Source organism: Acinetobacter sp. AOR34_HL (assembly GCF_027854795.1).
GTDB classification, from domain to species: domain Bacteria; phylum Pseudomonadota; class Gammaproteobacteria; order Pseudomonadales; family Moraxellaceae; genus Acinetobacter; species Acinetobacter junii.
Window position 1 is genome coordinate 1 of the sequence record NZ_JAKTID010000008.1, and the last position, 21,556, is coordinate 21,556.

At 39.4% G+C, this 21,556-nt stretch carries 18 protein-coding genes and 1 pseudogene; 8 read left to right on the plus strand and 11 right to left on the minus strand.

Going from position 1 to position 21,556, the window contains the following annotated elements; genetic code table 11:
- Nucleotides 1-166: 166 nt before the first annotated feature.
- The 3 genes and pseudogenes from MKL32_RS00860 to MKL32_RS00870 form a co-directional block, all read right to left on the minus strand.
- A complete protein-coding gene (locus tag MKL32_RS00860; RefSeq protein ID WP_270900072.1) occupies nucleotides 167-1,168 on the minus strand; it encodes a putative solute-binding protein in 1,002 nt (333 codons plus the stop codon).
- 221 nt (nucleotides 1,169-1,389) lie between these two features.
- Nucleotides 1,390-2,397, minus strand: a pseudogene (locus MKL32_RS00865) (putative solute-binding protein).
- 47 nt (nucleotides 2,398-2,444) lie between these two features.
- Nucleotides 2,445-3,449: a putative solute-binding protein gene (locus MKL32_RS00870; RefSeq protein ID WP_270900073.1), complete on the minus strand. Its 1,005-nt coding sequence runs from the start codon at nucleotides 3,447-3,449 to the stop codon at nucleotides 2,445-2,447.
- Nucleotides 3,450-3,660: 211 nt separating this feature from the next.
- Here MKL32_RS00870 and MKL32_RS00875 point away from each other — a divergent pair, with 211 nt between their 5' ends.
- Entirely contained in the window at nucleotides 3,661-5,589 is a 1,929-nt protein-coding gene (locus tag MKL32_RS00875; protein WP_151834520.1) for an ATP-binding cassette domain-containing protein, read from the plus strand.
- Nucleotides 5,590-5,895: 306 nt separating this feature from the next.
- A complete protein-coding gene (locus tag MKL32_RS00880; RefSeq protein WP_004950015.1) occupies nucleotides 5,896-6,453 on the plus strand; it encodes a VTT domain-containing protein in 558 nt (185 codons plus the stop codon).
- Between the two features lie 87 nt (nucleotides 6,454-6,540).
- On the opposite strand, the gene cybC is transcribed toward MKL32_RS00880, so the two are convergent.
- From cybC to dnaA, 5 genes are all read right to left on the minus strand, one after another.
- Entirely contained in the window at nucleotides 6,541-6,930 is a 390-nt protein-coding gene (gene cybC, locus MKL32_RS00885) for a cytochrome b562 (RefSeq protein WP_151834521.1), read from the minus strand.
- A 21-nt stretch (nucleotides 6,931-6,951) separates the two neighbouring features.
- Nucleotides 6,952-9,420, minus strand: coding sequence for a DNA topoisomerase (ATP-hydrolyzing) subunit B (gene gyrB / locus MKL32_RS00890; protein WP_004950013.1), 2,469 nt, complete (start codon nucleotides 9,418-9,420; stop codon nucleotides 6,952-6,954).
- A 49-nt stretch (nucleotides 9,421-9,469) separates the two neighbouring features.
- Nucleotides 9,470-10,552, minus strand: coding sequence for a DNA replication/repair protein RecF (recF, locus tag MKL32_RS00895; RefSeq protein ID WP_004914572.1), 1,083 nt, complete (start codon nucleotides 10,550-10,552; stop codon nucleotides 9,470-9,472).
- A 27-nt stretch (nucleotides 10,553-10,579) separates the two neighbouring features.
- Nucleotides 10,580-11,728, minus strand: a complete 1,149-nt coding sequence (gene dnaN / locus MKL32_RS00900) for a DNA polymerase III subunit beta (protein WP_004914569.1) — start codon at nucleotides 11,726-11,728, stop codon at nucleotides 10,580-10,582.
- A 90-nt stretch (nucleotides 11,729-11,818) separates the two neighbouring features.
- Entirely contained in the window at nucleotides 11,819-13,213 is a 1,395-nt protein-coding gene (dnaA, locus tag MKL32_RS00905) for a chromosomal replication initiator protein DnaA (protein ID WP_004914566.1), read from the minus strand.
- Between the two features lie 672 nt (nucleotides 13,214-13,885).
- Between dnaA and rpmH the strand changes: the two genes are divergently transcribed.
- The 5 genes from rpmH to mnmE all read left to right on the plus strand — a co-directional run bounded on the left by rpmH (nucleotide 13,886) and on the right by mnmE (nucleotide 17,983).
- Nucleotides 13,886-14,020 carry a 50S ribosomal protein L34 gene (gene rpmH / locus MKL32_RS00910; RefSeq protein WP_000831329.1) on the plus strand — a complete coding sequence of 45 codons (135 nt, stop codon included), beginning with the start codon at nucleotides 13,886-13,888 and terminating at the stop codon, nucleotides 14,018-14,020.
- A gap of 28 nt (nucleotides 14,021-14,048) precedes the next feature.
- Complete coding sequence (gene rnpA / locus MKL32_RS00915) at nucleotides 14,049-14,444, plus strand: ribonuclease P protein component (RefSeq protein ID WP_004950005.1); 396 nt, start codon at nucleotides 14,049-14,051, stop codon at nucleotides 14,442-14,444.
- Between the two features lie 9 nt (nucleotides 14,445-14,453).
- Nucleotides 14,454-14,774 carry a membrane protein insertion efficiency factor YidD gene (gene yidD, locus MKL32_RS00920; RefSeq protein ID WP_004950001.1) on the plus strand — a complete coding sequence of 107 codons (321 nt, stop codon included), beginning with the start codon at nucleotides 14,454-14,456 and terminating at the stop codon, nucleotides 14,772-14,774.
- A gap of 5 nt (nucleotides 14,775-14,779) precedes the next feature.
- Nucleotides 14,780-16,537 carry a membrane protein insertase YidC gene (gene yidC / locus MKL32_RS00925; RefSeq protein WP_004914555.1) on the plus strand — a complete coding sequence of 586 codons (1,758 nt, stop codon included), beginning with the start codon at nucleotides 14,780-14,782 and terminating at the stop codon, nucleotides 16,535-16,537.
- Nucleotides 16,538-16,627: 90 nt separating this feature from the next.
- A complete protein-coding gene (gene mnmE / locus MKL32_RS00930) occupies nucleotides 16,628-17,983 on the plus strand; it encodes a tRNA uridine-5-carboxymethylaminomethyl(34) synthesis GTPase MnmE (RefSeq protein WP_039909157.1) in 1,356 nt (451 codons plus the stop codon).
- Between the two features lie 55 nt (nucleotides 17,984-18,038).
- On the opposite strand, the gene MKL32_RS00935 is transcribed toward mnmE, so the two are convergent.
- Complete coding sequence (locus tag MKL32_RS00935; protein ID WP_005403993.1) at nucleotides 18,039-19,214, minus strand: PilT/PilU family type 4a pilus ATPase; 1,176 nt, start codon at nucleotides 19,212-19,214, stop codon at nucleotides 18,039-18,041.
- 380 nt (nucleotides 19,215-19,594) lie between these two features.
- On the opposite strand from MKL32_RS00935, the gene MKL32_RS00940 reads away from it, so the two are divergent.
- Complete coding sequence (locus MKL32_RS00940) at nucleotides 19,595-20,293, plus strand: DsbC family protein (protein ID WP_005403992.1); 699 nt, start codon at nucleotides 19,595-19,597, stop codon at nucleotides 20,291-20,293.
- Between the two features lie 49 nt (nucleotides 20,294-20,342).
- Here the strand turns inward: MKL32_RS00940 and MKL32_RS00945 are convergent, their stop codons facing one another.
- Nucleotides 20,343-20,594: a GlsB/YeaQ/YmgE family stress response membrane protein gene (locus MKL32_RS00945; RefSeq protein ID WP_004949988.1), complete on the minus strand. Its 252-nt coding sequence runs from the start codon at nucleotides 20,592-20,594 to the stop codon at nucleotides 20,343-20,345.
- Between the two features lie 228 nt (nucleotides 20,595-20,822).
- The gene (gene hpt, locus MKL32_RS00950) at nucleotides 20,823-21,350 is read right to left on the minus strand and encodes a hypoxanthine phosphoribosyltransferase (RefSeq protein WP_004914531.1); all 528 of its coding nucleotides are present in this window, start codon (nucleotides 21,348-21,350) and stop codon (nucleotides 20,823-20,825) included.
- Nucleotides 21,351-21,556: the final 206 nt, after the last annotated feature.

The window sequence follows — 21,556 nt, forward strand, 5'->3', positions numbered from 1 at the left end:
AGACCAATGATCAAAAACTTCATTGATGACTTTATTCTCGATAAAAATCATCTGCTACCACAGAGAATCTATAAATAATAGTGCGTAAGTCCTATTTTATTAGACATTTTTGTGATAAGTCAAAAGTTGTACGCTAAGGTTCACGATTTGAAATAACGTAAAACTTCTATTCTCCACTCAATGTACATTCAAAGTTTGTACGTTCAACAGTACAACGTGCACGTTTGAGTACGTTCATCATAGTAGCATCGTAAACGCCTTGTTTTGTTAGATTCATACGCCCTTCTCGTAACATTTTTTGATAGCGTACTTTGTCTTCATTCGATAGGTTAATTTTTCGGGCATTCATGCCTGATTCTAAACGTTGCACCATGGCAAAGTTACTTGGAAGTTTATTGATGAACCACTGTCTCGATTGAGTACCAAAATTTGCAGGAAATTTACCTGGACGAATAATCAGATCACCTGTGATATTCACAACAGGGAAATTAAACAAAGCACCATTTGCCAATCCTTTGCTAATTTCTAACGGTTTATAGGCATATGCTGGTGCAGCAATTACATCGACCTGACCACTGTTAAATTTTTTCACAAAATCAGAAATATCGGATGGCACAGCAATCAGATCTAAGCTTTCAACAATTGTTTTTTGTGCCTGATCGTAATGCAAATAAGCGAATTTTTTTCCTTTCGCTTTTTCTATCGTATCAATTCGTTTATCCCGCACAAAAATATAGGCAATACCGACTTCAATGATTCCCGCAACTTCGTATTTTTCTCCATTGACGGTTGCAGTCAGACGGCTTTTATTACGTTTGTCGAGCACATAACTAATTGCTTTTTGCGCAATTGCATTACTCGTTACTGCACCCACAGCATCAATCGAACCAGCGAATTTGTTATATTTACGCGCACGCATTGAGGTCATGTAAACCCCATCACACTTACCAGCATCAAAGTCTTGTTCAGCCTTTTGTTCATCTTGATAAGCAATTAACTCAACGTCACCCTGCCAAGTTTTTGATGCAAGCTTCCACTCTTCAATCAGTTTATAAGACTCCCCAGCCTTTCCTAACAAATCGAATACACAAATTTCTTGTTTTGCCTGCACAGAAGTGGTCATGGCAAAAAGCGTTGCAGCGCTCAGTGCCCAAAGTCCTTTTTTCATCTTGTTTTCCCTTAATTGCTGTTTTTGCATATTTTTCCACCAGCTAAGGACAAATATAGTCAGGTTTTATTTAAAAGCCTAGTCCTTTTGTCTACATATGTCGGGTTTTTCAGATATTTAACTATCCTGATCACACTTTCTAAAGAGTCAATTGACGATGTCTCATAGCAAAGCATTTGATTGAAATTTTGGACTAATCAGAACTAGGATCAGGATATTTACTATTCACCACCTAAGGAGCATTCAAAGTTTGTGCGTTCTACCGTACAACGTGCGCGTTTCAGAACACTCATCATAATCGGATCGTATACACCTTGTTTCGTCAGATAAATACGTTCGTCTCTTAGTATTCGTTGATAGCGAACCTCATTTTCTTTACCTAAGCTCAATTTATATTTCGCGGGTATAGAGTCTTCTAGGCGTTTAACCATCGTAAAGCTTTTCGGTAGCTGCTTAACAAACCATTCCCGTGACTTTAATCCAAAATTAACAGGAAACTGTTCAGGACGAATAATTAAATCTCCTGTGATATTTACAACTGGGAAGGTAAACATGACACCCGACTTTGCAATCCCTTTTTCAATCTCGAGTGGCTTATAGGCGTACGCAGGTGCAGCAATCACATCAACCTGCTTGCTATTGAATTTTTTTACAAAATCAGAGATTTCTGAAGGTACTGAAATCATTTGTAAACTATCTACTACTGCTTTTTGAGCTATATCGTAGTGAAGATAGGCAAACTTTTTTCCTTTGGCTTTTTCGATCGTATTTAAATTTTTATCTTATACAAAAACATAAGCCAAACCAAATTGTAAGATGCCAGCAACTTCGTAGTTTTGATCATCAACTTTTGCCAGTAATCGGTGCTTATTGCGTTTATCTAAAGCAAAACTAATCGCCTTTTGTGCTACATCATTACTGGTCACACCACCAATCGCATCAATCGAACCTGCAAAACGATTGTATTTGCGAGCCCGCATAGAGGTCATATACACACCATCACAGATTCCTGACTCGAAGTCTTTTTGTGCCTTCGCCTCATCCTGATATGGGATCAATTGAATTTCAGCTTGCCAATTTTTAGCCGTGACAGCCCATTCTTGCGTCACTCCAAATGTTTCACCTGCTTTTCCTAATAAATCAAATACACATACTTTTTGTTTTGCTTGAACAGTCGTTGCAAACCCCATCAATGTTAAGATTGATAAAGCAAATAGCCCCTTTTTCATTTTTCCCCCTATAAAAAAATAAAAACACACTTTAAAAAAACAAAAAATTATTCACCACCAAGACTGCATTCAAAGTTTGTGCGTTCAACCGTGCAACGTGCACGTTTTAAAACACTCATCATGGTTGAATCATAAATATCACGCTTGGTTAAACTGATTTGTGCTTCACGTAGAATTTGTTGATAACGGGTTTTATCTTCCTGACTTAAATTAATTTTGTATTTTGCAGGTAAATCTGCTTCCATGCGTTGTATCAAAGTGAAATTACTTTTTAAGCGTCCAAGAAACCAATCTCGTGAGTTTTGTCCAAAATTACTCGAAAATTTTTCAGGACGAATAATCAGATCCATTGTCATATTTACAGCTGGAAAGGTAATGATTGCTCCATCCTCTCCAAGCCCCTTATATAGCTCTAGAGGCTTATATGCGTAGGCTGGTGCTGCCATGATGTCAGCTTGACCACTATTAAATTTCTTGGCGATATCCGAAATATCTGACAATACAGCTTGCCCACCTAGACTTCGAACAACAATTTTTTGTGCTTCGTCATATCCTAGCACCGCAAATTTTTTCCCTTTAATTTTCTCAATGGTGTTGATCTTTTTATCTCGGACGAAGATATATGCCAAACCAATTTCTGATATACCTGCAACTTCATAGCTCTGATTTCCGTCCCTACTTACCAAACGGCGCTGATTACGTTTATCTAAGGCAAAGCTGATTGCTTTTTGGGCTATTGCGTAGGTTGGAACTGCACCAATTGCATCAACAGACCCAGCAAATTTATTGTAAGTTCGCGCGCGCATAGAAGTCATATACACGCCATCACATTTCCCTTGTTGAAAATCCTTTTCAGCCTGAGCTTCATTTTGGTAACTGATCAGATCAATATCACCACGCCAAACTTTTGCAGCTAACGCCCACTCTTCAATCATTTTGTAAGCCTCTCCTGACTTACCTAATAGATCAAATACACAAACTTTTGCCGCATTTGATGATGTATTTACCCCAAAAATTAACATTGCCCCCAATGCCAAAATTCCCTTATTCATCCTGAATTCCTGTCGTATAGTTTTGGTCTTGTTACTTATTTTTTCATCTAAACTAAATAATAATCTGATTTTAAACACAGAAGTAGAGTTTTTACTCTATTCTTATCATCTAAACGCATTTGATTTCAGCTTTGCATAAATTCATATAAAAATTTGCAATCGCTTCGGATCACCTTAAAATGCGGCTATCTATTCGCTATTTTGCATACTCATGATCCAATTTGACCAAGTTTCTTTACGCCGTGGTGGGCGCGTTCTCTTCCAAAAAGCATCTATGCAACTTCATCCAGGCTGGAAAATTGGTCTCACGGGCGTAAATGGCGCAGGAAAATCTACGTTATTTGCAGCACTTTTAGGTGATTTAGTCGCTGATGAGGGAAATCTAAGTCGTCCGTCTGTTTGGACAGTGGCTCATATGGCACAAGAAATTAAAGCCTTAGATATTCCTGCCATCGACTTCGTACTTTCAGGTGACGAAGAGTATTGGACGATTCAAGAAAAACTCGCGCATCCTGATCATTTAAGTAATGAGGATTTGGCACAGCTTCATGGTCGTTTTGATGAAATTCATGGTTATGCTGCCCCTGCTAAAGCAGCACAACTGATGGCTGGACTAGGCTTTTTAGATCATCAAATTCGATTAAATGTAGCCAGCTTTTCAGGTGGATGGCGCATGCGACTTAATCTTGCTAGAACACTGATGAGTCGTTCAGATTTATTATTATTAGATGAACCAACCAACCATTTAGATTTAGATGCAATTTTATGGCTTGAGGACTGGCTTAAAGCTTATGAGGGTACTCTGGTTTTAATCTCACATGATCGTGATTTCTTGGATGCAGTCACTGATCATATTCTGCATATCGAAAACCAAGAATTAACCTTGTATACAGGAAATTACTCAACATTTGAGACCACACGAAGCGAACGTTTAGCACAACAACAACAAGCTTTTGAGAAGCAACAAGAAACACGTGCTCATTTACAGAAATTTATTGATCGTTTCAAAGCAAAAGCCACCAAAGCTCGCCAAGCCCAAAGTCGGATTAAACAATTAGAACGTATGCAGCAATTAGCACCTGCACATGTGGATACACCTTTCACCTTTAGCTTCCGTGAACCTACCAAAATGAGTTCACCATTACTCAGTCTTGATGGTGCAACGATCGGTTACGGCGACAAAGTCATCGCTGAAAAAATTCGTTTGCAGATTACGCCAAGCTCTCGAATAGGCTTACTCGGAATGAATGGCGCAGGTAAATCCACTCTAATCAAAACCTTGGTTGGTGACTTGCCACTATTAGCTGGTGAGCGTAAAGCTTCTGAACTTCTTAATATCGGTTATTTTGCTCAGCATCAAATGGATGCTTTAGACGCGCATGCAAGCCCAATGCTTCAACTGGCACGTATCGCAGATAAACAAATCAGTGAAGCGTCTTTACGCTCTTTCTTGGGTGGCTTTGGCTTCAGTGGTGAACGCATGGACACACCATGTGAGAGCTTCTCTGGTGGAGAACGTGCCCGTCTGGCTTTAGCCTTAATTGTTTGGCAACGTCCTAATGTACTGATTCTAGATGAACCGACTAACCATTTAGATTTAGATATGCGCCACGCTTTGACCATGGCATTGCAAGATTTTGAGGGTGCGGTGGTCTTGGTTTCGCATGAACGTCAATTGATTGCAAGTGTGTGCGATGATTTGTTACTTGTTCATGCAGGAAAATGCACAGAGTTTGAAGGTGATCTTCAGGACTATGCAAAATGGTTACGTGAAGCGCGCCAACAACAAATAAATGCACAGAGTGCTTCACAACAAGAGAGTAATTCATCTCAATTTGCTACTCCTAAAGTAGATAAAGAAGCTCAACGTAAAGAAGCTGCTCGCCGTCGTGAACTGACTCGACCTATCCGAAAAGACATGGAAAAAGTCGAATCACAGATTGGTAAAATTCAACCACGACTCATTGAGATCGAAGAACTTCTAGGCGACACGACGCTTTATGAAGCAAATCGCAAAAATGATCTCATGAAGCTCATGAATGAACAAAATGAACTCAAAGACAAATTGGAAAGTTTTGAAGAGCAATTACTAGAATTCATGATGAGTTTAGAGGAACTTGAAGGCTCATTTGAAAACTAAGCAACATCCCCTAACCACACCAAATGTGTGGTTAGGTTTTTTCAATTTAATCAATACAAGAAAAATAGAAACTCAAACTCAATTACATTGATAATCCATATTTAAATATCATGTCTTTTTCTATCTAATCAGTTAAATTAAAAAATGGAAATTTCCTCAAAAATTGAGCTTTGTGTTTAGGCTCGATATACTCAGCTCCCATCATTCTAAAGTTGTGACTTTCGATTGACGTTTAAAACGTCTACTTTCTTAATATTTTTTGTACTTCAATTTGGTAAGTACCTGATTTGGACTCATACAAACTGAATGAATTCTTTAGATTTTATTTTTAATTTTGAACATTTTCTTCCAATCTTGATCCAAGAATATGGCGTTTGGATCTACGCTATTCTTTTTTTAATTATATTTGCAGAAACCGCTTTTGTTTTTATGTTCTTCCTCCCTGGTGATAGTTTATTACTCACTGTTGGTGCACTCTGCTCAGTCATTGAAATGATGCATCTTGGCTATATGATTAGTTTATTGTTTGTAGCCGCAACATTGGGCTATATGGTGAATTATCATATTGGTCGTCATTTTGGTGATCGTATTTTTAAAATGGATTCACGCTTTATCAAACAAGAATATTTAAGAAAGACTAATACATTCTTCCTAACTCATGGTGGTAAAACGATTCTTCTCGCACGTTTTATTCCTTTTGCGCGCTCTTTTGCCCCTTTAGCAGCGGGCTCTGGCAACATGAATTATATGCGTTTCGTAGTCTATAACGTTTTAGGCGCATTGTTATGGATCAGTGTTTTAGTCACCGCTGGATATTTATTTGGTCATGCCTTAATTCAGGTGAATGATTTAGTTGACCAATAGTAAAGGTTCCACGTGGAACAAAAAAGAGCTTAAAACCAGTTTAGTTTTAAGCTCTTTTTTATAATGATCTTAAAGTTAATCTAAGTATCATTTAAATTGTTGGTGATACTCATTGCGCAATTTAACCAACTCTAGTGCCTGTACTTTGGCTTGTTCGAGCTGCCCCTTTTCAACCAAAGCATTGACTGAATCAATTTGAGCTAACAATAGATCTAAGCCATGTTGATATGCTTTAAGCTGTTCTTCATCTTTAGACACACCTTCAAGCTTATGCGGTGAAGAAGCCTTTGAAGCAACAGCTGCTTTGCGCATAAGCATCAATTGTTTCTTCGCTTCTGCTAAATCCTGAGTTTGAGCAAAAGCCGTCATACTTTTAGCCAATACTCGCATATCTGTTTCAAGTTGATGAGCAGATACACCTTGATTGAACATCAACACACTTGCAAATAAAGTAGCTAAGCAAAATCCTTTTTTCATTGAAAATATCCTTTTTAGCGCTTAAGCATCAATATCTGCATTCAAGGCATTCTCTTCAATAAATGCACGACGTGGTTCAACATCATCACCCATTAAACAAGAGAACATACGATCAGCTTCAATGGCATCATCAATCGTCACTTGGAGCATATGACGGTTTTCAGGATCCATCGTGGTTTCCCAAAGCTGCTCAGCATTCATCTCACCCAAACCTTTATAGCGTTGGATCATCATGCCGCGACGAGAATCTTGCAAAATATGCTGCCATACTTGATGGAAACTATTCACCTGAATACGACGATCACCCTTCTGCAAATAAGCGCCCGTTTCTAGCAACGTAAACCAGCTCTTCGCATTCTTCAGTAAGCGTGCATATTCAGCAGAGTTTAACAATCCTGCGTCAAGCAAATATGAATGTGGCAAGTTATGTACATACACGGTGACACGTGGCCAATAATGAGCTGATTTCTCGCCGTGAGAGTTCTCACGTTCAAATGATTCTAAAGAAATCTCTGGACGTAAACTTGGTTGGAGTTTCTCAATTGCAGCACGTAATTGTTCTGCCCAAGACTCCACATAATCACGCTCATGATTGTGATCCGCCTTAAAAGCTTCTAGTTCAAGCAGACCATCTAACAAACTCGCAGGATAACGTAGTGTTAAACGCTGCAAGCTTTTTTGCGACACTTGATAATCTGCGATAACTTTAGCCAAAGCTTCACCTGTAATCGCAGGCGAATCTGCACTTATATGCAAAGCAAGTTCATCAATCGCATTCGAAATAAGGTAGGTTTCTAATGCATCATTATCTTTGATGTATTGCTCCTGCTTGCCTTTCTTTAATTTATACAAAGGTGGCTGAGCAATATAAATATGACCACGCTCTACCAATTCTGGCATTTGACGGAAGAAGAAAGTCAACAACAAGGTCCGAATGTGTGAACCATCAACGTCCGCATCGGTCATGATAATGATTTTGTGATAACGTAATTTATCAGGGTTGTATTCTTCACGACCAATACCACAGCCTAAAGCTGTGATCAGCGTTCCGACTTCCTGACTTGAAATCATCTTGTCAAAACGTGCTCGTTCAACGTTTAGGATTTTACCTTTCAACGGCAAAATAGCCTGCATCTTACGGTTACGACCTTGCTTGGCACTACCGCCCGCAGAGTCACCCTCGACTAGATACAGTTCAGACAATGCTGGGTCTTTTTCCTGACAGTCGGCTAATTTCCCTGGCAAACCTGCAATATCTAAAGCGCTCTTACGACGTGTCATTTCACGCGCTCGACGAGCTGCATCACGAGCACGAGCCGCATCAATAATTTTGCCCGCGATTGATTTTGCTGCTTGAGGGTTTTCAAGCAAATAAGCTGAAAACTCTTTATTCATTGCTTGTTCAACAGCAGGTTTAACCTCACTCGAAACTAACTTCTCTTTGGTTTGAGAAGAGAATTTTGGATCAGGAACCTTTACTGAAATAATTGCAGTCAAGCCTTCACGAGCATCATCACCTGAAACAGCCACTTTCTCTTTTTTGAGTAAGTTTTCATTTTCCATGTAGCTGTTTAAACCACGGGTCAAAGCCGCACGGAAACCTGCTAAATGAGTACCACCATCTTTCTGTGGAATATTGTTGGTAAAGCAACGAACATTCTCTTGATAGCTATCATTCCACTGCAATGCCACCTCTACACCAATGCCATTATCAGCATCAGTCGTGAAGTGAAAAATTTCATTGAGATGTGTTTTGCCTTCGTTAATGTATTTAACGAATTCTGATAAACCACCTTCGTAATCATAAACATTTTCGAGATTAACGCGTTCATCACGCAATACGATACGCACACCCGCATTCAAGAAAGAAAGCTCTCTTAAACGACGTGCAAGGATATCCACACTAAAAATGGTCTGACTAAAAGTAAGCTCACTTGGCCAGAAACGAACAGTTGTTCCTGTTTTATCTGTCTCACCCACAACCTTCAATGGATATTGCGGATCGCCATGGCAATATTCTTGCTCATGAATTTGACCTGCACGTTGAATGGTCAAATGCAATTTTTTAGACAGGGCATTTACAACTGAAACACCAACACCGTGTAGACCACCAGAAACTTTATAACTGTTGTCATCAAATTTACCACCTGCATGCAGGATCGTAAGAATCACTTCTGCCGCAGATACACCTTCTTCAGGGTGAATATCTGTCGGAATACCACGACCATTATCAGATACGCTAACAGATTCATCTTCATGAATCGTCACTAGAATTTCATCACAGTGACCTGCTAGTGCTTCATCAATCGCGTTATCCACCACCTCAAACACCATATGGTGCAAACCTGTACCATCATCGGTATCCCCAATGTACATACCAGGACGTTTACGAACCGCGTCTAATCCACGTAATACTTTAATGCTAGAGGAATCATAAGCCTTTTCATTTGTTTGTTCTGTTTGAGAGACTGATTGAGACTCTGAACTCATGGTTACTCCCTAGTTAATATCGAATCTATCCAAAAATGAGGAAATAAAATTATGGTGCAGCAAGACTGACTTGACCGTGTACAACATGGAACAATTGAAAGGAAATCGACAAATCATGTAAGTGTTTTAATACCGACGCATGGTCTAAGGTGGTCAGAAAAACCTGACTTCCTAACTGACTCAGTCGCTCAATTAAACGTTGTTGTGCAGCTACATCTAACTCTGCTGTCAGATCATCTAATAATACCACAGTTTCCTTATTACTCGCATGTAGCATTGCAATTTGTGACAGTTTTAATGCCATGATTAACAACTTTTTTTGCCCTCGAGACAACACATCATCAGCGTTACCTTGTGGGGTTTTTAGACGTAAATCAGCACGATGCGGACCGTATTCAGTATATCGACGCTCAAGGTCTTTTTGATGCTGTTGAATAAGGTCTTGAAACAACCCTTGCTCAGTATGAAATCCTGAATAGTATTCGAGTTCAATATCAATATCTGGCAAAAGCTGCTGTAAATCCTCACGAAAATATTGATTCCATTGCTCAACGATACTGATCCGTTGTGAATGTAAAATTTCACCATATTCACTGAGCATTTTGTTCCACGGCTCAAGTTCAGACAAACTGAGATTTCGACGTGTTTTTAATAAACTGTTTCGTTGTTTCAGAGCACGTGAATAATACTGCCAAGCAAAATAAAACTCAGGTTCCACGTGGAACATCAACCAATCCAAGAGCTGACGACGAGGTTTAGCACCATGATCGATAATATCAGTACTTTGCGGATCAATATGCTGCAAAGGGAGCAACTTTGCTAACTGCCCTTGCGTTGCAATCGTATCGCCATTGACCTTAATTAATTGCTCACCAGAAATGAGTTTTTTCATGCCCACACGTTCGGTTGCGGACTGAGCAAATACGATCGCATCATTACACTGATGCTGAATATAATGTTTTGGAATATGCGTGCGAAAAGAGCGTCCAGTTGCTAACAAATGAATAGACTCTAGAATTGATGTTTTTCCTGAACCATTTGCACCATAGAAAATATTAAACGGCTGCAACTCAGTGAGTGCAACCGTCTTCAAATTTCGTACACGTTCTATATTTAAACGCGTGATTTGCATGATTTAAACCTAATACAACAATGCAAATTAAACTCGCATAGGCATAACAACATAAGTTTGATCAGGATGTGCAGGATCTTGTACCAATACCGACTGATTCGCCTCTGTCATGCTCATTCGCACATCATCACCATCAAGAACACTCAACACATCAAGGATATATTGAGCATTAAAAGACATTTCAAGAGGTGCATCTTGATATTGGATGACCAAATCTTCACTCGCCTCGTCCTGTTCAGGGTTATTGGCGCGTAATTGCAATGTATCTTGGCTAAAATTCAAGAAAACACCACGTAATTTCTCATTACTTAAAATTGCAACGCGTTGTAGCGATTGCTTAAACACATCATGTGCAATCAACACATGTTTGTCACCACCACGAGGAATCACACGGCGATAGTCAGGGAATTTACCATCAATCAACTTAGTCGTAAAACGAACTGTAATATCACCCTGTTCCTTATCTCGACTTGGTGTATTGATAGTTACATTCAACAACTCACGACCGATTAATAAAGTGAGTTGTTCATCTTCAATACTGAGCAAACGTTGTAACTCCCCTACTGCCTTGCGAGGAACGATCGCTTGAATTGAAGATGTCGCTGTTGATGAAGCTAACACCTCACACAATGCTAAACGATGACCATCAGTTGTCACTGTACGCAACTGATTTTGATCAATTTCTAGTAATGTTCCTGTTAAATAAAAGCGAACATCCTGAACTGCCATAGCAAATGCAGTCTTTTCAAATAAACGTTTGAGTTCACGCTGAGTGACTTGAACTTGCGTCCCTAAACTATTCTCAGTAGAAAGTAGTGGATAGTCTTCAGCTGGAAGAGTACCCAATACAAAACGACTGTTACCTGATTTCAAGATACAACGTTGATCTTCTGTGATTTGTAAATCGATCAAAGCCGCACTAGGAAGTGACTTACAAATTTCGACTAATTTACGCGCAGGAACCGTCGTTTCACCTGCTTCTATACAAGCACCATCAGCTAAGGTCGTACTGGCTACCAACTCAACTTCCAAATCAGAACCTGTGATCGTCAAGGCCTGCTGTGTGGTTTGAATTTTAACGTTTGAAAGAATATTCAACGTATGACGGCGCTCCACCGCACCCACAACGTGTGACAAAACATTGAGTAAACTTTCTTTAGCGATTTTCAAACGCACGATTTTATTCCTCTTACAACGGAAGCCGATAAAAATGTTAGCAGTGTACTATGCTGCACTTAAAACGAGTTTGCAACTCTGAAAATGAGTTTAACTTTGTAACAGACGAAGTAGATTTTTATAATCTTCATTAAAAATCGGATCTTCTTCGCGAAGACTTACAACCTTTTCACAAGCATGCATCACCGTACTGTGATCTCGACCACCAAAGGCCATTCCAATCTCAGGGAAACTATCCCCTGTCAATTCACGTGCTAGACCCATTGCTAACTGACGAGGGCGAGCATAAATACGGGTACGCTTCGGCCCAACCAATTCTTTTAAGGGAATACGGAAATACTCACTCACGACACGTTGAATATTCTCGACACTAATCGTTCTCGCTCGAATCGCTAACACATCTTTCAATGATTCGCGTACCACATCAAGATCAATAGAGGTACCTTTAAAGCGAGAAATAGCGACAACCTTATTCAACGCACCTTCAAGTTCACGAACGTTTGCCACTACTTGTTGAGCGATAAATAAAGCACAATTTCGAGGTAAATCAACACCACTATTTTCAGCTTTTTTAAGCAAAATCTCGATACGAGTTTCAATATCTGGTGGTTCTACACCCACCGATAAACCCCATGAAAAACGAGAAACCAAACGAGGATCCAATTCAGTTAATTCTTTTGGATAACGATCTGAAGTTAAAATAATTTGCTTGGATTCATCTAACAGAGCGTTAAACGTATAGAAGAACTCAACAAGACTTGCCTCTTTACCTGCAAGTAAATGAATATCATCGACCAATAACAAATCTAGAGAACGACAGTTTTTCTTAAATTCTTCAACCTTGCCTTTTTGCAAAGAGCTTACAAAGTCTTGTACAAAACTTTCAGAAGTCATGTACATGACACGTGCATTCGGTTTTGCTTGTAACAGCGCATTTCCGACAGCTTGCATCAAATGCGTTTTACCCAAACCTGTAGGGCCATAGAGAAACAATGGATTATGTTGCGATGCACCAAGCTGCGTTAAAACTTTTCGACAAGTTTCAGCTGCCATCTGGTTTGAACGACCTTCGACAAATAAAGAAAAAGTGAATAAAGGGTTTAATTGTCTTTTTTTAGGAATTTTAGAAACTGGGGGATTCGCTTGAACCAACTCAGCTTCTTTTTTTACTTTCATTGGGGAAGGCACTGCTGTGCTCAAAGCAGCTGTCGTTGTTGCAGGCTGTTCACTCGAAGATAAAATCGTTCCAGGTCTTGAATCTACCAATATCTCTACTTGACGCACTCGCCCTTCAGACAGTTGTTCAGCCAATATAGAAATCAACTCGAGATGATTATCTTGAATATAACGAGTCCAATAAGGGTTGGGTGCATATAAACGCATCACTCCATCCACTTCTTCTGCAACTAACGGGCGAATCCACATCGCAAAGACGTTATCAGATAGCTCTTGTCGCAAGCGAGTTAAGCAGTCTGTCCAGAGCATGTGCATCCCCTATATATCCATTTTTTAAATTTAAAAAGTAAAAAAGCCTACACCCCACCTTTCGAAGGGGTCGCCATTCTAACCAAGTTATCCACATCTGTCAGGCAAATTTATGGGACTTTTGCCGAAAAAGAAAGCGTTTGTTTATAAATTTAAATTTAAAAGCACTTGTGAATAACTTTTAGCACAAGCTGTGGATATTTTTAACACCAAAGTTATCCACAAAGCATAAAACCATTAAAAACACACTTATCCACACCGTAATCTAATGATTAAAAATGAAAATAGTATGATTTCCACAAAAAACATCAACCCTAATAGTAATAAATTTAAATTTTAAAATTTGAATTTACTTATAAGTGAGATTCCAAATGTGGATAACTAAAAAGTTTTAAATTTAAATTCAAAATACCGGAACTAAATTTAAAATCAAAAATGAATTGTTGATAACCTTGTTGGTATGGTGTGAATATAAGGTATTTCATATAAAATTTAAATAGATAGCTTGTGAATAATTATTTTTCTTAATTTCATATATTTAGTTGAGAACAATCAACTTGCTGTAAAACAAAGCAAACAATATGTAAAGTTTTTGCATTTTGATTGACAGAATAAAGATTGCGCAATAAAATCGCGGACCTTTATAGAAAGATCATTTTTGGGAGTTTCGATATGAAACGTACTTTCCAACCATCTGAATTAAAGCGTAAACGCGTTCATGGTTTCCGTGCTCGTATGGCAACTAAAGCTGGTCGTCAGGTTTTAGCTCGTCGTCGTGCGAAAGGTCGTCACAGCTTAACTGTTTAATTACTGTTAAGCCGACCAGACTTGGGTGATGGCACTTTACAGTTTTGGCACTGAATCTCGTATTCGTTGTGCTGCAGATTATAAAAGTGTATTTGATGGTGCGCTTTTTAAAGTGCACCAGCCCCATTTCCTTTTTTTAGCAAAATTAACCGAACAGCCGAATAGCCGTTTGGGTATTGTCGTTGCTAAAAAAAAGGTGCGTCGTGCACATGAGCGAAATCGAATAAAACGTCTTGCTCGGGAGAGCTTTCGTTTACATCAAGCACAGTTTGATGCAGACATTGATATTGTGGTAATGCCTAAAGTGGGTATAGAAGCAATTGCGAATAAAGAATTACATCAGCAATTAGATTTTGCTTGGCAAAAATTACAACGTTTAGCAAAAAAGCATTCTAAAGTCGTTGTGACCTCCCTCCAAAATTAGAGATCTCCAATGGTACGTCTACTGCATTGGTTGATAAGATGTTATCAAATCGCAATCAGTCCATTATTGGGGCCTCGGTGCCGTTATATTCCAACTTGTTCACAATATGCGCTTGAAGCTTTACAAACGCATGGTGCGGCAAAAGGTGTATGGCTTTCTACCAAGCGGATTTGTCGTTGCCATCCATGGGGTGGATCAGGCTATGACCCAGTACCACCCAAAGCACTTCGTTTTATTTCGTTTCATCAAATAGATTCTCAAATGCATCACGTTGCTGTACCCTTTCGTGATCGTTTACTCAAGCAAAATCTCTCTAACCATTTGGGATAATAGATATGCAACAATGGGCCAGATTTGCAATTCTTGGAGCCATGTTTGTTACCGCATATTTGCTAATTTTGGCTTGGCAAAAAGATTATGGTCATGCACAACCTGCTCCGCAGCAACAAGCAGCAGCAGTCACCACGCATGAAGTATCTGCAGATTTGCCAAATGCTCAAAATGCAACAGCGGCTTCAGACTTGCCACAAGCAAATGTGACTGCATCACAAACCACAGAAAAGCCATCTGTGAATCAGCAACTGATTTCTGTTAAAACGGATCTTTATCATCTTTGGATTAACCCAAAAGGTGGAGATATTGTCCGTGTTGAACTACTAAGCCATGATGAAAGCAAAGACAGCGAAAAGCCGTTTGTTATGCTTGAAAGTGATGCGAAACGTACTTACGTCGCTCAATCCGGTTTAATAGGTTTGAATGGTCCTGACAGTAGCCGTAGTGGTCGTCCGACTTATGATGTTGAAAAAACAACATATACTTTGGCTGATGCAAAAAGCATAACGACGCAGGATGGAAAAAAACAACAGGTCTTAACAGTACCTTTGGTTTTCAAAACACCTGAAGGCGTAGAGATCATCAAATCATTTACCTTCACGCAAGGTGATTATCCGATTACAGTCAAGCACCAAGTCATCAACCGTAGCCAGCAAAACTGGCAAGGTCAAATGTTTGGTCAGCTGAAACGTGATAATTCTGATGATCCAGGGAAGTCTTCTCAAGGTATCTTCACTTTGGGAACTTATCTTGGGGGTGCATGGGGCACGCCAGAGGAGCATTATAACAAGTTGAAATTTGAGAATTTCAATGATGAAAAACTGAATGTCGAAGCCAAAGGCGGCTGGGTGGCCATTGTTCAGCATTATTTCGTCAGTGCCTGGATTCCTGGGAATTTAAAACTTACCCAAGCTGATGGCCAACCTTATACTGCCAAGCTGGAATCACGCCAGTCTACTGATGGTATGAATATCATCGGCTTCACCTCTCCAGTGATCAATGTACCTGCGGGTACCTCAATGGAAGTGGATGCGAAACTGTATTCAGGCCCTAAAATTCAGTCTGAACTTAAGGATTTGGCCGATGGTTTAAACCAGACGGTTGATTATGGCTGGTTATGGCCAATCGCCAAGTTATTGTTCCTGGGCTTGCAATTCTTCCATAACCTTGTGGGCAACTGGGGATGGTCAATTATCTTATTGACGATCTTGGTGAAGTTGATTTTATGGCCACTTTCTTCGAAAAGTTATCGTTCGATGGCGAAAATGCGTGTGATTGCACCAGAAATGCAACGTATGAAAGAAGAATTTGGTGAAGACCGTATGCGTTTCTCACAAGAAATGATGGCCTTATATAAGCGTGAACAAGTCAATCCATTGTCTGGTTGCTTGCCGTTATTGCTACAAATGCCGATTTTCTTAGCCTTGTACTGGGTGTTGATGGAATCTGTTGAATTGCGTCATGCACCGTGGTTAGGTTGGATTCAGGATTTATCTGCGATGGATCCATGGTTTATTCTGCCGTTGATCATGGGTGTCACCATGTATGTTCAGCAGATGCTTAACCCACAACCAACTGATCCAATGCAAGCAAAAGTATTCCGTATCATGCCGATCATGTTCACGGTATTTATGTTGTTCTTCCCAGCAGGTCTCGTGCTTTACTGGATTGTGAACAACAGTATTACTATTTTGCAGCAATCGTTCATCAATAAAAGCGTTGAGAAAGATCGTCTGAACAAGTCAGAGTCAGCGTCTTAATCTCGAACTTTTACTGAATAAATCCGCTTAAGATGGTAATCTTAAGCGGATTTTTCTTTGGCTGTTTTTTGGATCTTTTAGATGAACACTATGCAACATCAAACCACTATTGCGGCGATAGCTACTCCCTTAGGTCGTGGCGGTGTTGGCGTAATTCGTTTGTCAGGACCAAAAGCGTATGCGATCGCTGAACAACTTACAGCGAAAGGTTTACCAGCAGCTCGTATGGCTGGATTTCGTCAGTTCTATGATGCTGATGGTACGGTCATGGACGAAGGAATTGTCTTATGTTTTCCAAATCCACATTCCTTTACAGGTGAAGATGTGGTGGAAATACAGGGACATGGTGGTCCTGTCATTCAAAATGCATTACTTGCCCGATTACTTGACTTAGGTGCTGTAGCAGCCAAAGCAGGTGAATTTTCAATGCGTGCCTTTGAAAATGGCAAAATGGATTTAGTACAAGCTGAAGCGATTGCAGATTTAATTGATGCAAGCTCTCAAGCGGCTGCACGTTCAGCAGTTCGTTCACTACAAGGTGCGTTTTCCACCAAAATCAACTCCGTACTAGAAAAATTAATTCATTTACGCTTGCATGTCGAAGCTGCAATTGATTTTCCAGAAGAAGAAATTGATTTCCTTGCGGATGGGAAGATTCTAGCGTTGTTGGATGATGTACAAAATTCAGTTAAGGCAGTACAGCAATCTGCGCGTCAAGGTCAGTTGTTACGCGAAGGATTACAAGTTGTGATTGCAGGCAAACCAAATGCCGGTAAATCGAGCCTCTTGAATGCACTCGCAGGACATGAGCGTGCGATCGTCACCGATATTGCTGGTACGACACGTGATGTGTTGCATGAAAAAATTAGTTTAAATGGGTTACCGATCACATTGACGGATACAGCAGGTTTGCGTGAAACAGGAGATATTGTTGAACGTGAAGGGATCCGCCGAGCAATCAAAGAAATTGAACAAGCTGATCTATTGTTACTGGTTTATGATTTGAACCAAAACGATGATCCATTGTTGTTGGCTCAAGAATATTTTGCTGAACATTTAGAGCCGAAACGTTTACTTTTAATAGGAAACAAATGTGATTTGACAGGACAAGCAGCCGAATTAAGCGATTATCAGGGCTTCCGTCATATTCGTGTTTCAGCAAAACAAGATATGGGTGTTCAGGCATTGATAGATGCGATTACAGCGCATGCTGGCTTCCAACCAGAAGAAGATACCTTTATTGCGAGAACTCGTCATTTAGATGCAATGAAGCGTACTCAGCGCTATTTAGCAGAGGCGCGTGAGCAACTCGTTGTGTTTAATGCAGGAGAATTGGTTGCTGAATCATTAAGACTTGCTCAAAATGCCTTGGGCGAGATCACAGGTGATTTTAGTGCAGATGATTTGTTAGGTAAGATTTTCGGTTCATTTTGTATTGGTAAATAATAAAAAAGCCTAGTTAATTTACAGGTAACTAGGCTTTATTCTTGTGTCAAAATTATTAAGCTTCTTCTTGCTCTTCAACTTCCTCTTCTTTGACCATGTTCAGTGAAGTGGTTGAAACGGGCATCCCATCTTGGCGTGAACTTTTTAATTTAATTTGCAAGCGTAATTCATTGACAGAGTCGGCGTTACGCAATGCTTCATCGTAACTAATTGCACCTTCGTTATACAGATCAAACAAAGCCTGATCAAAGGTCTGCATACCTAACTCACGAGATTTGGTCATGATCTCTTTGAGCACATGGAATTGCCCTTTCAAAATATTGTCTGCGATCAATGGCGTATTGAGGAGGATTTCAATGGCAGCTCGACGTCCTTGACCATCTTGAGTTCGTACGAGACGTTGAGAAATAATCGCTTTCATATTGGATGAGAGATCCATCAACAGTTGATTGCGACGTTCCTCTGGGAAAAAGTTAATAATACGATCCAGTGCCTGATTGGCATTGTTGGCGTGCAGTGTTCCCAAACATAGATGCCCTGTTTCAGCAAAAGCAATCGCATATTCCATCGTTTCAGTATCACGTATTTCACCAATTAAAATCACATCTGGTGCTTGGCGTAGCGTATTTTTCAACGCGTGATGCCATGTATGACAATCAACTCCAACCTCACGGTGCGTGATCATGGATTTTTTGTGTTTATGGACGTATTCAACAGGATCTTCAACGGTAATGATATGTCCAGCAGAGTTCTCATTTCGATGATCAATCATGGCTGCTAAAGAGGTTGATTTCCCTGATCCTGTTCCGCCAACCACCAGTACCAAACCACGTTTTTCCATAATCACATTTTTTAGTGATTCTGGGAGTTTAAGTTTTTGAAAGGTTGGAATTTCAGACGTAATGGTTCGAATCACCATGCCTATTTGTAATTGTTGTTTAAATACATTGACCCGAAACCGTGAAACATTCGGGACATTAATGGCAAAGTTACATTCCCAATCATTTTCGAAGTCTAAACGTTGTTTGTCATTCATTAAACTATAAGCAAACAACTTGGTTTTTTCTGCCGTAAGGGCTTGTTGTCCTAAAGGGCGCATCAAACCCTGTAGCTTAATGCTAGGTGGGAAATCTGCGGTAATAAATAAATCAGATCCCCCATACTCAACTACTTTAGTGAGCATATGAAACATAAAGGTTTTGGCTTCTTCTAATAATTCAGTGGTATACATGGGTCAACCTAACGTAAAAACGAGACTTATGAGTGTTGTTTGTTGGAAAATGGTTCATCAAAAGAAAACATCTCCTTGTTTCTTTTAAATGAAGGACAACACGGTTTTTTGAATCATCAGATTATTTCAAAAAGCGACCAAACGTTCTACTTTTAATGTATTTTTTGTTTTTTATATCAATGTGATGTGATAATTTTTGTCGCTTTTTTACTTAGTGTGTTTGTAAAAGTGTGATCCATTTCAAATCGAATTTAGCACTTTGATGTTCCACGTGAAACATTGCTGTATTTAGTTCAAGTTTGGTTGTATCTCGGTAAGCTCAGCTAGCCCTTAAACATGATATGCGTACAATACGGAAAACCTTTTATTCGAGTTGCACTATGCTAAAAAAAATTGGAATGCTGGCTGTGTTGGGAGGAGTGTCTACCCTAGCAATGGCGAATGTTGAGACATTGAAAAGCAATTTAAGTAAACAGTATCCAAATATGGAGATCACAAATATCCAAAAAACAGAAATGTCAGGCTTGTATAGTGCCAATCTTGATAATCAAATTATTTACTTGGATGAAAATGCACAACATATGTTCATAGGATCTATGATTCGCCTACAAGATCAGAAAAATCTGACCAAGGATTTAGTGCTCAAACAAAACTCTATTGATTGGAAACAACTTCCTTTTCAGGATGCAATTAAAACGGTAAAAGGTAGTGGTAAACGTCAGTTGGCTATTTTTTCAGATCCGAATTGCCCGTACTGCAAACAGCTAGAAGCAGAACTTGATAAACTCAATGATGTGACCATCTATACATTTATTTATCCATTAAAAGCACAATCACTCACTGTATCTAAGCAGGTCTGGTGTGAGCAAAATCAAACTGTAGCGTGGAAAAACTTGTTGCAAAAAAATGTTCAGCCGAAAGCAAAAACATGTGAAAACCCAATTGAGAGAAACCTGAGCTTAGGGCGTAAATTGGGTGTGAATGGTACACCAACGTTAATCTTTTCAAATGGTTTAAAAATGGTGGGGGGGCGAAGTGCCGCTGATATTCAAATGATTTGGAAAGAACTAGGTTTATAACATCAGATGCTCCCAATTCAAGTTAATGATTTGGGAGCTATCAGACTGATTAGGTCTTTTTCATAATTAAATTATAAATAAACAGAATAATCACTGCCCCTATCACAGAAGCAATAAATCCTGCTGCTGAATTTTCGCCATAAAGCCCCAATAGTCGACCACCATAAGTCGCGAGTAAAGAACCTGCTATACCAAGCGCAGTCGTCACTATAAAGCCTGCTTTATCATTTCCTGGATGCAAAGCGCGAGCAATCAAACCCGCAAAGAAACCAACGACGATTGCTACAATAAGAGACCACATTGTATTTTCTCCTTGTTTTAACATTAGTATTTTGTCTTATCCTGCTAGATTTCACCTTGAAATGTCTGTAGTCAATTGCCCACTTGTGTCGTATTTTTGTGCAAAATTGAACAGTGTTTGATGAAAGCTCAAGTATAAAAAAAGGTACGCAAGCGTACCTTATCAATATTTAATCTGCTTTTAGTTATGACAGCATCGTTATTAAAAAATGCTAAGTACCTATGCCAATTAAAGACCAATTTCTCCAATGAATGGGAGATGACGATACTTCTGGTCGTAATCTAGGCCGTAGCCGACAATAAAACGATCTTCGACTTCAAAGCCTAAGAATTTCACTTCTAAATCAATTTCACGGCGTGATGGTTTGCTCACCAGAGTACATAGTTCGATTGAATTTGGATTACGTGTTTTGAGCATTTCAACAACTTTGCTCAAGGTATTCCCAGAGTCAATAATATCTTCGACAACGAGGACATCTTTGCCGTTAATCTCACCATCGAGATCTTTTAATATTTTGACATCACGCGTGGAAACCGTACCACCGCCATAACTTGAAACCGTCATAAAGTCGAGTTCATGTGGCTTTTCAATTGCACGGCATAAATCTGCCATGAAAATGACTGAACCACGCAATAAGCCAATCAATACCAGTTCTTTATCACTTTGAGCATAGTGTGCGTTGATTTTGTCACCAAGTTGTTTCACTTTGGCTTGGATCTCTTCACTGGAAATCATTACGCGCATTGCAACAGTCATCGATAGATTCCTAAAACTTTAAAAATGGGAAAATAAAAAAGGTGTTGACCTGCAACACCTCGAAATCTTGAGTTAATACGAGAATTTTAAAACAAAATGAATTTTCATGCATCTTTTGATGCTGATGAAAATGTATCATTTTGAGAGGAATGACTGTCTCGTCGAAGTAAAACAGCACATCCGATCGCCAATAAGAGAAGTCCTAA

Bases quoted from the DNA above. Each gene is read 5' to 3' on its own strand.
- MKL32_RS00860 (WP_270900072.1), bottom strand. From the start codon at position 1,168: ATGAAAAAAGGACTTTGGGCACTGAGCGCTGCAACGCTTTTTGCCATG.
- MKL32_RS00870 (WP_270900073.1), bottom strand. From the start codon at position 3,449: ATGAATAAGGGAATTTTGGCATTGGGGGCAATGTTAATTTTTGGGGTA.
- MKL32_RS00875 (WP_151834520.1), top strand. From the start codon at position 3,661: ATGATCCAATTTGACCAAGTTTCTTTACGCCGTGGTGGGCGCGTTCTC.
- MKL32_RS00880 (WP_004950015.1), top strand. From the start codon at position 5,896: ATGAATTCTTTAGATTTTATTTTTAATTTTGAACATTTTCTTCCAATC.
- cybC (WP_151834521.1), bottom strand. From the start codon at position 6,930: ATGAAAAAAGGATTTTGCTTAGCTACTTTATTTGCAAGTGTGTTGATG.
- gyrB (WP_004950013.1), bottom strand. From the start codon at position 9,420: ATGAGTTCAGAGTCTCAATCAGTCTCTCAAACAGAACAAACAAATGAA.
- recF (WP_004914572.1), bottom strand. From the start codon at position 10,552: ATGCAAATCACGCGTTTAAATATAGAACGTGTACGAAATTTGAAGACG.
- dnaA (WP_004914566.1), bottom strand. From the start codon at position 13,213: ATGCTCTGGACAGACTGCTTAACTCGCTTGCGACAAGAGCTATCTGAT.
- rpmH (WP_000831329.1), top strand. From the start codon at position 13,886: ATGAAACGTACTTTCCAACCATCTGAATTAAAGCGTAAACGCGTTCAT.
- rnpA (WP_004950005.1), top strand. From the start codon at position 14,049: ATGGCACTTTACAGTTTTGGCACTGAATCTCGTATTCGTTGTGCTGCA.
- yidD (WP_004950001.1), top strand. From the start codon at position 14,454: ATGGTACGTCTACTGCATTGGTTGATAAGATGTTATCAAATCGCAATC.
- yidC (WP_004914555.1), top strand. From the start codon at position 14,780: ATGCAACAATGGGCCAGATTTGCAATTCTTGGAGCCATGTTTGTTACC.
- mnmE (WP_039909157.1), top strand. From the start codon at position 16,628: ATGCAACATCAAACCACTATTGCGGCGATAGCTACTCCCTTAGGTCGT.
- MKL32_RS00935 (WP_005403993.1), bottom strand. From the start codon at position 19,214: ATGTATACCACTGAATTATTAGAAGAAGCCAAAACCTTTATGTTTCAT.
- MKL32_RS00940 (WP_005403992.1), top strand. From the start codon at position 19,595: ATGCTAAAAAAAATTGGAATGCTGGCTGTGTTGGGAGGAGTGTCTACC.
- MKL32_RS00945 (WP_004949988.1), bottom strand. From the start codon at position 20,594: ATGTGGTCTCTTATTGTAGCAATCGTCGTTGGTTTCTTTGCGGGTTTG.
- hpt (WP_004914531.1), bottom strand. From the start codon at position 21,350: ATGACTGTTGCAATGCGCGTAATGATTTCCAGTGAAGAGATCCAAGCC.